This is a genomic window from Serratia sp. X10, from assembly GCF_017811775.1.
Classification (GTDB): domain Bacteria; phylum Pseudomonadota; class Gammaproteobacteria; order Enterobacterales; family Enterobacteriaceae; genus Serratia; species Serratia ureilytica.
Genome location: NZ_JAEIOH010000001.1, coordinates 294,911 through 307,349, shown reverse-complemented (window position 1 = coordinate 307,349; position 12,439 = coordinate 294,911). Strand labels below are relative to the sequence as shown.

Below are 12,439 nucleotides of genomic sequence, written 5' to 3'. Positions count from 1 at the left end.
TTTTTATTCCTGTTCAAATCAGAAACGAACCAGCGCCGAGCCCCAGGTAAAGCCGCCGCCGAAGGCTTCCAGCAGCACCAGCTGGCCACGCTGAATTCGCCCGTCTCGCACGGCTTCGTCCAGTGCGGAAGGCACCGAGGCGGCAGAGGTGTTGCCGTGACGATCGAGCGTCACCACCACTTTGTCCATCCCCATGCCCAGTTTTTTCGCCGTTGCGCTGATGATGCGCAGGTTGGCCTGGTGCGGCACCAGCCAATCCAGCTCGCTGCGGTCCATGTTGTTGGCCTGCAACGTCTCATCGACGATGCGCGCCAGTTCGGTGACCGCAACCTTGAAGACTTCATTGCCCGCCATGGTGACATAGGCCGGCTTGTCTTGATTCTGACGATCCTTGTAAGGCAGCGTCAGCAGGCTGCCGTAGCTGCCGTCGGCATGCAGGTGGGTAGACAGAATGCCCTGCTCTTCAGAAGCCCCCAGCACCACCGCCCCTGCGCCATCGCCAAACAGAATGATGGTGCCGCGATCTTCAGGATCCAGCGTGCGCGACAAGACGTCCGCGCCGATAACCAGCGCATGTTTGACCGCGCCGTTTTTCACGTACTGATCGGCCACGCTGAGCGCATAAGTAAAGCCGGCGCAGGCCGCAGCCAGATCGAACGCCGCGCAGTCTTTTATGCCGAGCATTTGCTGCACCAGGCACGCCGCACTCGGGAACGCGTGAGTCGTCGTGGTGGTCGCCACGACGATAAGCCCGATGTCTTCTTTAGCCACACCTGCCATTTCCAGCGCTTTCTCAGCGGCCTGGAAGCTCATCGTCGCGACGGTTTCATCCGCAGCGGCGATGCGACGTTCGCGAATACCGGTACGCGTGACGATCCACTCGTCAGAGGTATCCACCATTTTTTCCAAATCAGCATTGGTGCGCACTTGTACGGGCAAATAACTCCCCGTACCGAGAATCTTTGTATACATGTACGATCAGTCACTCTTAGGTAATACAGCCTCAAGGCGCGCAGCAATCCTTTCCGGGACTTGCCGCTGCACCGCCTGCACAGCCTGTTCGATTGCGACTGCAAACGCGTGAGGGTTCGCAGCGCCGTGGCTCTTGACTACGGTGCTGCGCAATCCTAACAGACATGCGCCATTATACTGGTCGGGGTTCAGGTGGCCGAACCGCTTGACCACCCGTTTTTGCAACCAACGGCCCAACAATTTCAGCCACCAGGCTCGCTTGTTTCCATCGCCGGACGATTTCAGCAGCGATAAGAACACCCTGACCACCCCTTCCATGGTTTTCAGCGTGACGTTGCCCACGAAGCCGTCGCAGACCAACACATCGGTCTTGCCGGTGAGCAGTTCGTTTCCTTCCAGGTAACCAATATAGTTGATTGCCGGAGTATTTTTTAGCACAGCGGCCGCTTCGCGGATATTATCCAGGCCTTTGGTCTCTTCTTCGCCGATATTCAGCAGCGCCACCCGCGGTTGCGCAATGCCGATCACCTCTTCCGCCATCACCGCGCCCATCACGGCAAACTGCACCAGCATGGTGCTGTCGCACTCGACGTTGGCGCCCAGATCCAGCACCACGGTTTTGCTGCGCTGCTGGTTCGGGATCACCGTCATCAGCGCCGGGCGCTCAATGCCCTCCAACGGCTTGACCAACAGCTTCGCCAATCCCATCAGCGCGCCGGTATTGCCGGCGCTGACGCAGCCCTGCGCGTTGCCGCTGCTGAGCTGTTCGAGCGCAATGCGCATCGACGTGCCGCGGCTGGCGCGTATCGCTTGTGAGGGTTTGGCGTCGCCGGCGATCACAGACTCGGCGGGCACGACTTGCAAACGCTCCAGAAGAACCGGATCGGCGTGGGCAAGCAAAGGGGAGATGGCGTCGGGATTACCGACCAGCAAGAGATGAAGCTGTAAATTAGAGGCCAGTGCCTGCAACGAAGCAGGCACTGTGACGCAGGGACCGAAGTCCCCGCCCATTGCATCTAACGCCAGGGTTAGACGAGTCAAGGTATCGCTACTTAGCCGATAACCTTGCGACCGCGGTAGAAACCGTCGGCAGTGATGTGGTGACGACGGTGAGTTTCACCGGATACTTTGTCTACAGACAGAGTAGTCGTGGTCAGAGCATCGTGAGAACGACGCATGCCACGCTTGGAACGGGTTGGTTTATTCTGTTGTACGGCCATGGACCTTACTCCTCAATTACTTACGCTTTAAACTGGCTAATACGGCAAACGGATTCGGCTTCTCCGCCTCGGGAGGCAGTTGGCCAAATACCATGTCCGCTTCGGACACTTCACAGTGTTCAGATTCATGTACCGGAACGACAGGCAGTGAAAGAATAATTTCGTCTTCAATCATTGCCAACAGATCGACTTCGCCAAACTCGTCAACTTCGATCGGTTCGTACGCTTCCGGTAATGCCTCAGCCTGCTCATCATTGACGACCGGGCTAAAACAATATGTTGTGTGAACCTGATGTTCGAACGGGACTCCACAGCGTTGGCACATCAACGTTACCGTGACGTCCGCATGCCCTGTTATCACCGCGAGGCGTTGATTGTCGATATTAAACGACAACGATACCTCGACATCACTGTCCACACTGACCACGGAGTCGGCAACACGAGTAACCTGCTCAGGCGCATAGACACCAGCATAGTCCAGGCGTTTCTGAGCGGTACGTACCGCATCAATGGTCAAGGGTAATTTTACCTTTTGCATAGGGCGCGCATATTAACTTTGTAACGACATAGAGTCAAAGAAAAAGGCCGTAAAACGGCTCCTTTCACCAATATTCGCTTCCACAGCGGCCGACAGTTTAAAATGCCGTACCCATTTACGCTACGGTTTGCGAAAAAAATTATGCAGAGATTGCTTTTAGCCTCCACCTCCCCCTATCGAAAAATGCTGCTGGAGAAACTGCAGCTGCCGTTCGACTGCGCCGCGCCGGAGGTGGATGAAACCCCGCTGCCGGGCGAAGGCGCCGAAGCGCTGGTGCTGCGCCTGGCGGCAGCGAAGGCTCAGGCGCTGGCCCTCGCCTACCCCGAGCATCTGATCATCGGTTCCGATCAGGTCTGCGTGATCGATGGCAGCATCACCGGCAAGCCCCATACCGAGGAAAACGCCCGCGCGCAGCTGCGCCAGGCAAGCGGCCAGGCCGTGACCTTCTATACCGGCCTGGCGCTGTACAACGGCCGCAGCAAGCAGCTGCAGGCCCTGTGCGAGCCTTTCCACGTGCATTTTCGCGCGCTGAGCGAAGCGGAGATCGCCGCCTATGTGCGTCTGGAGCAACCGCTGAACTGCGCGGGCAGTTTCAAGAGTGAGGGGTTGGGGATCGCGTTGTTCGACAGGCTTGAAGGCCGGGATCCGAACGCCCTGATCGGCCTGCCGTTGATCGCGCTGTTGGAGATGTTGCGGGCTGAAGGCATCAACCCGCTGGTGTGACGCGGATTATTTGGCGGCCTGCCGGCGCAGCACTTGCAGGCAGTGACGCAGTTCTTCGTCCATCGGCGCTTCGATACGCATCGTTTCGCCGGTGGCCGGATGCTCGAAGCGCAGCGCCGCGGCGTGCAGGAACAGACGCTTCAGGCCGGTACCCGCCAGTTGACGATCGAACTCGCGGTCGCCATAGCGATCGTCAAAGGCGATCGGATGCCCGGCATGCAGGGTGTGCACGCGGATCTGGTGGGTACGCCCGGTAATTGGGCTGGCCTTCACCAGGGTGGCGAATTCGTAACGCTCCTCCACCTTGAAGCGGGTTTCCGAAGGCTTGCCTTCGCTGTTGACGCGCACGATACGTTCGCCGCTTTGCAGAATGTTTTTCAGCAGCGGCGCCTGTACGGCCTTGCAGTGGGACTGCCACTGGCCGCGCACCAGCGCCAGATAATCCTTCTGCATGCCCTTCAGCCGCAGTTGCTCATGCAGCGAACGCAGCGCGGAACGCTTCTTGGCAACCAACAGCACGCCGGAGGTATCGCGATCGAGCCGATGCACCAGCTCCAGGAAACGGGCCTCAGGGCGCAGCGCCCGCAGCCCTTCAATCACGCCGAAGCTCAGGCCGCTGCCGCCGTGCACCGCGGTGCCGGAAGGCTTGTTGAGGATCAGCAGGTGGTCATCTTCATACAGAATGCAGTCGGCCAGCGCTGCCACCTTATCCAGCTTCGCCGACACCGGCGCCTCTTCGCGCTCGGCCACGCGCACCGGCGGCACGCGCACCACGTCGCCGGCCGCCAATTTGTATTCGACCTTGATGCGCCCTTTATTAACCCGCACCTCGCCTTTGCGCACGATGCGATAAATCATGCTCTTCGGCACGCCTTTCAGGCGAGCGAGCAGAAAGTTGTCGATTCGCTGACCGGCTTCGTCGTCGGAAATCGTGATGAATTGTACTGCTGGATTGTTCGTTTTCATGGTGCGGGATTCTAAATAGAGCGCGTGAATAGCGCCACATCTTTTTCTGTGCTTAACTGTCTCTCTGACGACGGGCGAAACCCCAGCGGACAATAAGGCAGCAAGCCGATTTGAACGTTTGCGATTTCTTCCGCAGTTAAGGAAAAGTCACCTTGCTATAACGGCATCAGCAGTGGAATAATGCAGTCACTTTCCGCGTTGATTCTCGTTAAACAGGGAAAACGGTGGAATTATAAAATTTGTCTGATCGCGCAAAAACGCAGCAATGGCGTAAGACGTAATGCGAAATCAAACAATTAGCGGGCTGCGGGTTGCAGCTTGGCCGGCAAATGGAATCAGATCTGTCGACGTAAATCAGAGGCTATTCCCCTAGTAAAAGTGCTGTCTTTCACAAAGAAAAGCAGGCTTACCGAGATAATGCGCCCCTATGCAGGCGACAACCGTGAGGTTGACGGCTTTGCGAGAAGACACGGGGCTTTCGGTTTAACTCCGGCCATGAGGTTATTTTGCCCGCAGCTTTGTCGATAATGTAAAAATAACGAGTAAGTTAAGATGAAAAGAATGTTGATTAACGCAACTCAGCAGGAAGAGTTGCGTGTTGCCCTCGTAGATGGACAGCGGCTGTATGATTTGGATATCGAAAGTCCGGGTCATGAGCAGAAAAAAGCGAATATTTACAAAGGCAAAATCACCCGCATTGAACCAAGTCTTGAAGCAGCGTTCGTAGACTACGGCGCAGAACGACATGGTTTCCTCCCTCTTAAAGAAATCGCCCGCGAATACTTCCCTAGCAATTACTCTTCCCATGGCCGCCCGAACATCAAAGATGTGCTGCGCGAAGGCCAGGAAGTCATCGTTCAGGTAGACAAAGAAGAACGTGGCAACAAAGGCGCCGCCTTGACCACCTTCATCAGCCTGGCGGGCAGCTATCTGGTGCTGATGCCGAACAACCCGCGCGCCGGCGGTATTTCTCGCCGCATCGAGGGTGACGATCGCACCGAGCTGAAAGAAGCGCTCTCTTCGCTGCAACTGCCGGACGGCATGGGCCTGATCGTTCGCACCGCGGGCGTAGGCAAATCCGCCGACGCGCTGCAGTGGGATCTCTCCTTCCGTCTGAAGCACTGGGAAGCGATCAAAAAAGCCGCCGAAGGCCGCCCTGCGCCGTTCCTGATCCACCAGGAAAGCAACGTTATCGTGCGCGCCTTCCGCGATTATCTGCGCCCAGACATCGGCGAAATCCTGATCGACAACCCGAAAATTCTCGATCTGGCCAAAGAGCACATCGCCGCGCTGGGCCGCCCGGATTTCAGCAGCAAAATCAAACTGTACAGCGGTGAAATTCCTCTGTTCAGCCACTATCAGATCGAATCGCAGATCGAATCCGCCTTCCAGCGCGAAGTGCGCCTGCCGTCCGGCGGCTCGATCGTCATCGACAGCACCGAAGCGCTGACCGCCATCGACATCAACTCCGCGCGTGCAACCCGCGGCGGCGACATCGAAGAGACGGCGTTCAACACCAACCTGGAAGCGGCGGACGAAATCGCTCGCCAGCTGCGCCTGCGCGACCTCGGCGGCCTGATCGTCATCGACTTCATCGACATGACGCCGGTACGCCACCAGCGCGAAGTGGAAAACCGCTTGCGCGACGCCGTGCGTCAAGACCGCGCGCGCATCCAAATCGGCCGCATCTCCCGCTTCGGCCTGCTGGAAATGTCGCGTCAGCGCCTCAGCCCGTCGCTGGGTGAATCCAGCCACCACGTGTGCCCACGCTGTAACGGCACCGGCACCATCCGCGACAACGAATCGCTGGCGCTGTCCATCCTGCGCCTGATCGAAGAAGAAGCGCTGAAGGAAAACACCAAAGAAGTTCACGCTATCGTACCGGTTCAGGTCGCTTCGTACCTGCTGAACGAAAAGCGTGAATCCGTCAGCGCGATCGAAAAACGTCAGGGTGGCGTGAAAGCCGTCATCGTGCCGAACGATGAAATGCAAACCCCGCACTACTCAGTGCTGCGCGTACGCAAGGGCGAGGAAACCTCTACCCTCAGCTACCTGCTGCCGAAACTGCACGAAGAAGACATGGAGCGTCCGCTGGAAGATGCGCCGATGGAACGCAAGCGTCCGGAGCAACCGGCCCTGGCTTCCTTCTCCCTGTCCGCCGATGTGCCGCCGCCGGCTGAAGAACCCGTCGCCGTTGCCAAACCTGTTGCGGCAGCCGCCAAGGCTAAAGCCGCAGCGCCGGTCGCCGCCAAGCCGGGCTTCCTGGGCCGCCTGTTCGGTGGTCTGAAGAGCCTGTTCGCCGGTGAAGAACAACCTGCCGTCGAAGAAGCCAAACCGGCCGAAACGCCGAAGGCGGAAGGCAACGGTGAAAACCGTCGTCAGGATCGTCGCGGTCAGCGCCGTCAAGGCACCGGCCGTAAAGATCGCGGTGAGCGTAGCGACCGTGGCGATCGTCCGGAACGCGGCGAACGTAAAGAGCGCGGTGAAGGCCGTGACAATCGCGAACGCGATAACCGTGAACCGCGTGAGAACCGTGAAAGCCGTGAATCGCGTGAATCCCGCGATGAGCAGCGCCGTAACCGCCGCAACCAGCAGCAGAACGCGCCGGTAGCGGAGGAAACCGCCTCGGAAGCAAACGCTAAAGCACCGCGCGAAGATCAACAGCAGCGCCGTGAACAGCGTGCTGAACGCCAGCGTCGTCGCCAGGAAGAGAAACGTCAGGCTCAGCAGGAAGTGAAAGCGCTGGAAAGCGTTGACGCCCTCGAGAGCACCGACGAAGAGCAGGAAGAACGCCAGCAGCAGAACATGCAGCGCCGTCAGCGCCGCCCTCTGACGCAGAAAGTGCGTATCCTGTCCGCAGAAGAAGAGCTGCAGCGCGCAGCGGAAGAGCTGTTGGCGCCGAAAGCGCCGGTAGCGAAAGCCGAAGATGCGCAGCCAACCGCCGACGACAGCGTGAAGCTGCTGCCGGAAACCGTTGCCGCTCAGGCGGAAGACGATGCCCAGGGCGAAAACCGCGGCAACGGCGAAGGCATGCCACGTCGTTCCCGTCGTTCACCGCGTCACCTGCGCGTCAGCGGCCAGCGTCGCCGTCGTTACCGCGACGAGCGTTACCCGCTGCAATCCCCAATGCCGTTGGTGGGCGCGTTCGCTTCCCCGGAAATGGCATCAGGCAAAGTCTGGGTAAGCTACCCGGTCGCTCAGGTTGAAGAAGCCGAAGTGCAAACCGAAGCCGTAGAGCAGGCGCCGGTTGTCGCCGCAGCGGCTGAACAGCACAGCGTTGCCGTGGAAGAAACTCAGGCCGCGGCCAGCGTCAACGAACCGGCACCAGAAGCCGCCATTGAAACTGCCGCCGTCACCGTAACGGAAGAAGCGGCAGTCGTAGCGCCGGTTGCCACCACCCCGGCCGAGGAAACCCCGGCGCCGGTGGAAACCGCCCCGGCAACGGTTGCGGTTGAAGAACCGAAAGCGGAAGAGACTGCCCCTGCAGTGGAAGCTGAGCCGGTAGCTGAAACCGTAGCGGCAGAGCCAGTGGTTGAACCTGCACCTGCGGAAGACGAGCCGGTGGAGGAAGCTGCACCGGTAGAAGCCGCGCCGGCGGAAGAAGCGCCAGTAGTAGAAGCCGCACCTGCAGCGGCAGCCGCTCCGGTAGAAAAAGCGCCGGAACCAACGGCCGCCAAGCCTGCGCCTGCGGTTGCTCAGCAGCCGGCGCCGGTGAAAGCCGTGCAGGACGCGCTGTACAAACACATCGCCACTGCGCCGATGACCAAAGCGCCTGCGCCGGCCTACGTGCCGGAAGAACGCAAGCACAGCGACTGGCAGCGCCCTTCCTTCAACTTTGAAGGCAAAGGTTCAGCCGGTGGTCACTCGGCAGTGAGCCAGGCCACCGCGCCGGCCACCAAGCCGCAGCCGGTTAACGAATAAGTTAATCTGCACCCCTAAAAAACCCGCCGACGGCGGGTTTTTTCTTGCCTGCAAAAAGCTCAGGCGATCTTTTTCAGTTTTTTGATGTCCAGAACATCCAACTTGCCGTCAAGCCGACTGACGAACTGCTGAAAATGCGCCGTCTCATTATGCTTATCCAGCGCTTCGCTGCTGGCCCAACGCTCAAAGAACACGAAGGTGCCCGGTTTTTCCAGATCGCGATGCAAATCATATTGCAGGTTGCCCAGCTCCTGGCGGCTCGGCTCGATAATGTCGTGCACCGCTTCACTGACTGCGGCCTCAAATCCCGCTTTCGCTTGCAGGGTGGCGATAACGCGTACTTCCATTGTTTTCTCCCTTTCCACTTGATGAAAGTCGACGGTATTGGCGTCGGCATCGTTGAAATCCTTGTCACTATGCGCCTGCTGCGCCGTTGATTTCAACTTGTCGCCAACAAACAGATGCATCTGCGGCACTTTCCGCTTATCCTTACACCCCGGCGTGAATAAACCCATTATTCGCTTTTCATTAGACGTATTTGACCGCCGGAGCCTAGCTAGATGACCGCACAACCTCAAGTTCTGAAAATCCGCCGCCCAGACGACTGGCATATCCACCTGCGTGACGATGAGATGCTGAAAACGGTGGTGCCCTATACCAGCCAGGTATTTGGCCGGGCGATCGTGATGCCGAACCTGGTTCCGCCCGTGACGACCGTGGCCGCCGCGCGCGCCTACCGCGATCGCATTCTGGCGGCGGTGCCGCAGGGTCACAACTTCACTCCGCTGATGACCTGTTACCTGACCAACTCTTTGGCGGCCAGTGAACTGGTCAGCGGTTTCGAGCAAGGGGTGTTTACCGCCGCCAAGCTGTATCCGGCCAACGCCACCACCAACTCCAGCCACGGCGTCAGCGACGTGACCGGCATTTACCCGCTGTTCGAGCAAATGCAAAAAATCGGCATGCCGCTGCTGATCCACGGTGAAGTGACCGATCCTGCCGTCGATATTTTCGACCGCGAGGCGCGCTTTATCGAACAGGTGATGGAGCCTATCCGCCGTCACTTCCCGGAACTGAAAATCGTCTTCGAACACATCACCACCAAAGAAGCGGCGCAGTACGTGCAGGCAGGCAACCGTTTCCTCGGAGCCACCATCACCCCGCAGCACCTGATGTTCAACCGCAACCACATGCTGGTCGGCGGCATTCGCCCACACCTGTTCTGCCTGCCGATCCTCAAGCGCAATGTCCATCAGGAAGCGCTGCGTCAGGCGGTGGCCAGCGGCTCGGACCGTTTCTTCCTCGGCACCGACTCCGCGCCGCACCTCAAGCATCGCAAAGAGTCCAGCTGCGGCTGCGCCGGCTGCTTCAATGCGCCGAATGCGATCCCGGCTTACGCTGCCGTCTTCGAACAGCTCGGCGCACTGGATCACTTCGAGGCCTTCTGCTCGCTCAACGGCCCACTCTTCTATGGCCTGCCGCTCAACGAAGATTTCATCGAACTGCAGCGCGTGCCGACCACCCAGCCGGAAGAGATCGCCCTGGGCAATGAATCCGTCATTCCATTCCTGGCCGGCGAAACCCTGAACTGGTCTCTGAAAGGGTGATATTTTTGCTTCGCCCTCTTGCCCTCGCTTATGGTTAACTGTATAAATAAACAGTAAATCGCTTCGGGGGCAATTATGCGTGTTGAAGTCACTATAGATAAAACCCGGCCGCTGCCGTCAGGCGCTATTGAGGCGCTGACCGGCGAGCTGGGCAAACGGGTCAATCGCCAGTTTCCAGGCGCCGTCGTGCACGTCCGTTATGCCGGCGCCAACGGGCTCTCCGTGCTGGGGGGTGCCAAAACCGACCGGGATCTGATTGAGGAAATCCTTCAGGAAACCTGGGAAAGCGCGGACGAATGGTTCAGCGCAGAATAACACTGCAATGCTGTTTTTGCCGGGGGTCGCTCTCCGGCTTTTTTGTTTCTGGCGCCCTGCCCATTCATCGCTTACCCTTACTCTGGAACCAAATCCGCCTCAGCGCTGTATTTAACGCAAAGGAGTAAGCATGGCCCCGGACAAGGTGAAATCCGAAGACGCAATGACGTTTGGCGAATTGCTGGCGCTGATTGCCGATCAGAAAAGACGCTTGAACGTACTGGAAGTGGCCTTCTCTTACTTGGCCTTCAGCCTGGATGACAAAGCCAACCAACGGCTGATCCACAGCCTGAGGCTGGAATCGCAAAGCCAGAATCGCGACGCCGAAACGCAGAAACATTTCGCGCACTTGGCTGAAGAACTGGAAAAATGTCTGCACGGCTCCGCCCCACCCACCGGCGGCGCGGAATAACGCCACAGGCTTTACTCATCGCGCGTTCGCACTCGATTTTGTAGAATAATTGTTCAAATAAATATTTATTTTGCAATTTTAGGTGACAACCCCTCCACCGATGAAAGCGGATGCGTATACTGTAATTGCTCTCATGATGATGAGCCGCATTGATCCTCGTTAGTCACTCACGGTAGTTACTACTCAATAAGGGGTCTTTATGGACAGAAATGATGAAGTAATTCAGACGCACCCGCTTGTCGGTTGGGATATCAGTACTGTCGACGTTTATGACGCCATGATGATACGCCTTCATTACCTGTCTTCACTAGACCAAACGCCCGAAGAAGCCCAAGTAGACCGAACGCTTTGGCTGACCACAGATGTCGCCCGTCAATTAATCAATATCTTAGAGGCCGGCATCGCCAAGATTGAAGCTACGGATTACCAGGATCTTGATCACAGAAAACATTGATTCATCGTCTCCTACCCCCTAAGGCGCCGCGACCTTTCCCGGCGCCTTTTCTTCGCCTTTCGCCGTTCAATCAGTGCATTGCGTCCGCCAACCTTTTATCATGGGGGCATAAGAAATCGCTATCAGAGAGGGTTGGCACGTGGAATATGATTTGATTGTGGTGGGCAGCGGTTCCGTCGGCGCGGCGGCAGGCTATTATGCCACGCGGGCCGGCTTGAAAGTGCTGATGATCGACAGCGCTATCCCTCCGCACCGAAACGGCAGCCATCACGGCGATACCCGCATTATCCGTCACGCTTACGGCGAAGGCGAAAAGTACGTGCCGCTGGTGCTGCGCGCGCAGGCGCTGTGGAATGCGCTGATTCAACAATCCGGCGAGGAACTGTTCCAGTCGTGCGGCGTGCTCAACCTGGGGCCACAGCACTCCGAATTCATTCGCAATGCGCAGCTCAGCGCGCAAAAATTCCGCCTGAACGCGCAAACCCTCAGCGCCGCACAGATCAATCAGCGCTGGCCGGAATTCCGAGCACCGGAAGGTTATGTCGGCGTATTCGAGCCAGACGCGGGGTTCCTGCGTGCCGAGCTGGCGATAACCAGCCTTATCAAGCTGGCGAAAGAAGCCGGCTGCAGCCAGCTGTTCAACTGCCCGGTCAACGCGGTAGAACCCATCGATGGCGGCGTTGAGGTCATCACCGGCGAAGGGCGTTTCACGGCGCGAAAAGCGGTGATCACCGCCGGCACCTGGGTCAAAGCGCTGTTGCCGCAACTGCCGATCGCGCCACTGCGCAAAGTCTTCTCCTGGCATCAGGCGGATGGCCGCTACAGCGTGAACAATCGTTTCCCGGCCTTTACCGTCGAAGCGCAAGACGGCACGCACTATTACGGTTTTCCGGCGGATAACGACGGTCTGAAAGTGGGCAAACACGACGGCGGCCAGCCGATGGATGCCCCCGAGCAGCGTAAACCCTTCGGCAGCTACGCCAGCGACGGCACGGAAGTTTTCTCCTTCCTGCGGCAATTTTTGCCGGGTGTAGGTGTATGTTTACACGGTGAAGCCTGCAGCTATGATATGAGCCCCGACGAAGACTTTATTATCGATACCCTGCCGGATTGTGATCGCCTGATGGTCATCAGCGGATTGAGCGGCCACGGCTTCAAGTTCGCCAGCGCTCTGGGCGAGATCGCCGCGCTGTTCGCGCAGGACAAAGCGCCGCCGGTTGACGTCTCAAGCTTTGGTCTGAAACGATTTAGCTGAGCGAAGGATTTCGCTGTCCAAGTCCCCCTCAGGCACTGGACAGCGAAATTTGGCGG

13 protein-coding genes are annotated in these 12,439 nt (G+C 58.3%); 7 read left to right on the top strand and 6 right to left on the bottom strand.

The genetic code is table 11. From position 1 onward, the window contains the following. Window positions 1-18 precede the first annotated feature (18 nt). From J9788_RS01530 to yceD, 4 genes are read right to left on the bottom strand one after another with little or no spacing between them, the layout of a single operon-like run. The gene (locus J9788_RS01530) at window positions 19-972 is read right to left on the bottom strand and encodes a beta-ketoacyl-ACP synthase III (RefSeq protein WP_033642683.1); all 954 of its coding nucleotides are present in this window, start codon (window positions 970-972) and stop codon (window positions 19-21) included. A gap of 6 nt (window positions 973-978) precedes the next feature. Next, complete coding sequence (plsX, locus tag J9788_RS01525; RefSeq protein WP_071841648.1) at window positions 979-2,013, bottom strand: phosphate acyltransferase PlsX; 1,035 nt, start codon at window positions 2,011-2,013, stop codon at window positions 979-981. A gap of 11 nt (window positions 2,014-2,024) precedes the next feature. Continuing rightward, window positions 2,025-2,192: a 50S ribosomal protein L32 gene (gene rpmF, locus J9788_RS01520; RefSeq protein WP_004927778.1), complete on the bottom strand. Its 168-nt coding sequence runs from the start codon at window positions 2,190-2,192 to the stop codon at window positions 2,025-2,027. 16 nt (window positions 2,193-2,208) lie between these two features. Then, entirely contained in the window at window positions 2,209-2,730 is a 522-nt protein-coding gene (gene yceD / locus J9788_RS01515; RefSeq protein ID WP_004927780.1) for a 23S rRNA accumulation protein YceD, read from the bottom strand. 141 nt (window positions 2,731-2,871) lie between these two features. Here yceD and J9788_RS01510 point away from each other — a divergent pair, with 141 nt between their 5' ends. After that, the gene (locus tag J9788_RS01510) at window positions 2,872-3,453 is read left to right on the top strand and encodes a nucleoside triphosphate pyrophosphatase (RefSeq protein WP_033642681.1); all 582 of its coding nucleotides are present in this window, start codon (window positions 2,872-2,874) and stop codon (window positions 3,451-3,453) included. A gap of 6 nt (window positions 3,454-3,459) precedes the next feature. Here J9788_RS01510 and rluC read toward each other — a convergent pair whose 3' ends face one another. Further along, window positions 3,460-4,419, bottom strand: coding sequence for a 23S rRNA pseudouridine(955/2504/2580) synthase RluC (rluC, locus tag J9788_RS01505; RefSeq protein WP_004927787.1), 960 nt, complete (start codon window positions 4,417-4,419; stop codon window positions 3,460-3,462). Window positions 4,420-4,971: 552 nt separating this feature from the next. Here rluC and rne point away from each other — a divergent pair. Further along, a complete protein-coding gene (gene rne, locus J9788_RS01500; RefSeq protein ID WP_182264703.1) occupies window positions 4,972-8,340 on the top strand; it encodes a ribonuclease E in 3,369 nt (1,122 codons plus the stop codon). A gap of 59 nt (window positions 8,341-8,399) precedes the next feature. Here the strand turns inward: rne and J9788_RS01495 are convergent, their stop codons facing one another. Then, on the bottom strand, window positions 8,400-8,687 hold the full coding sequence (locus J9788_RS01495) for a putative quinol monooxygenase (RefSeq protein WP_046899352.1): 288 nt from the start codon (window positions 8,685-8,687) through the stop codon (window positions 8,400-8,402). Window positions 8,688-8,900: 213 nt separating this feature from the next. On the opposite strand from J9788_RS01495, the gene pyrC reads away from it, so the two are divergent. The 5 genes from pyrC (at window position 8,901) to solA (ending at window position 12,383) form a co-directional block, all read left to right on the top strand. After that, a complete protein-coding gene (gene pyrC / locus J9788_RS01490) occupies window positions 8,901-9,947 on the top strand; it encodes a dihydroorotase (protein WP_182264704.1) in 1,047 nt (348 codons plus the stop codon). 75 nt (window positions 9,948-10,022) lie between these two features. After that, window positions 10,023-10,262, top strand: coding sequence for a DNA damage-inducible protein I (gene dinI, locus J9788_RS01485; RefSeq protein WP_033650738.1), 240 nt, complete (start codon window positions 10,023-10,025; stop codon window positions 10,260-10,262). A 130-nt stretch (window positions 10,263-10,392) separates the two neighbouring features. Beyond that, a complete protein-coding gene (locus J9788_RS01480; RefSeq protein ID WP_046686854.1) occupies window positions 10,393-10,674 on the top strand; it encodes a hypothetical protein in 282 nt (93 codons plus the stop codon). A 199-nt stretch (window positions 10,675-10,873) separates the two neighbouring features. Next, on the top strand, window positions 10,874-11,128 hold the full coding sequence (gene bssS / locus J9788_RS01475) for a biofilm formation regulator BssS (RefSeq protein ID WP_182264705.1): 255 nt from the start codon (window positions 10,874-10,876) through the stop codon (window positions 11,126-11,128). Window positions 11,129-11,267: 139 nt separating this feature from the next. Further along, window positions 11,268-12,383 (top strand): N-methyl-L-tryptophan oxidase, encoded by a 1,116-nt coding sequence (solA, locus tag J9788_RS01470; protein ID WP_182264706.1) that lies wholly within the window; start codon window positions 11,268-11,270, stop codon window positions 12,381-12,383. The last annotated feature ends 56 nt before the right edge of the window (window positions 12,384-12,439 follow it).

Excerpts from the sequence above, each read along its gene's own strand:
- rpmF (WP_004927778.1), bottom strand. The coding sequence starts at position 2,192 with ATGGCCGTACAACAGAATAAACCAACCCGTTCCAAGCGTGGCATGCGT.
- rne (WP_182264703.1), top strand. The coding sequence starts at position 4,972 with ATGAAAAGAATGTTGATTAACGCAACTCAGCAGGAAGAGTTGCGTGTT.
- J9788_RS01495 (WP_046899352.1), bottom strand. The coding sequence starts at position 8,687 with ATGGAAGTACGCGTTATCGCCACCCTGCAAGCGAAAGCGGGATTTGAG.
- J9788_RS01530 (WP_033642683.1), bottom strand. The coding sequence starts at position 972 with ATGTATACAAAGATTCTCGGTACGGGGAGTTATTTGCCCGTACAAGTG.
- rluC (WP_004927787.1), bottom strand. The coding sequence starts at position 4,419 with ATGAAAACGAACAATCCAGCAGTACAATTCATCACGATTTCCGACGAC.
- J9788_RS01510 (WP_033642681.1), top strand. The coding sequence starts at position 2,872 with ATGCAGAGATTGCTTTTAGCCTCCACCTCCCCCTATCGAAAAATGCTG.
- pyrC (WP_182264704.1), top strand. The coding sequence starts at position 8,901 with ATGACCGCACAACCTCAAGTTCTGAAAATCCGCCGCCCAGACGACTGG.
- J9788_RS01480 (WP_046686854.1), top strand. The coding sequence starts at position 10,393 with ATGGCCCCGGACAAGGTGAAATCCGAAGACGCAATGACGTTTGGCGAA.
- yceD (WP_004927780.1), bottom strand. The coding sequence starts at position 2,730 with ATGCAAAAGGTAAAATTACCCTTGACCATTGATGCGGTACGTACCGCT.
- bssS (WP_182264705.1), top strand. The coding sequence starts at position 10,874 with ATGGACAGAAATGATGAAGTAATTCAGACGCACCCGCTTGTCGGTTGG.
- dinI (WP_033650738.1), top strand. The coding sequence starts at position 10,023 with ATGCGTGTTGAAGTCACTATAGATAAAACCCGGCCGCTGCCGTCAGGC.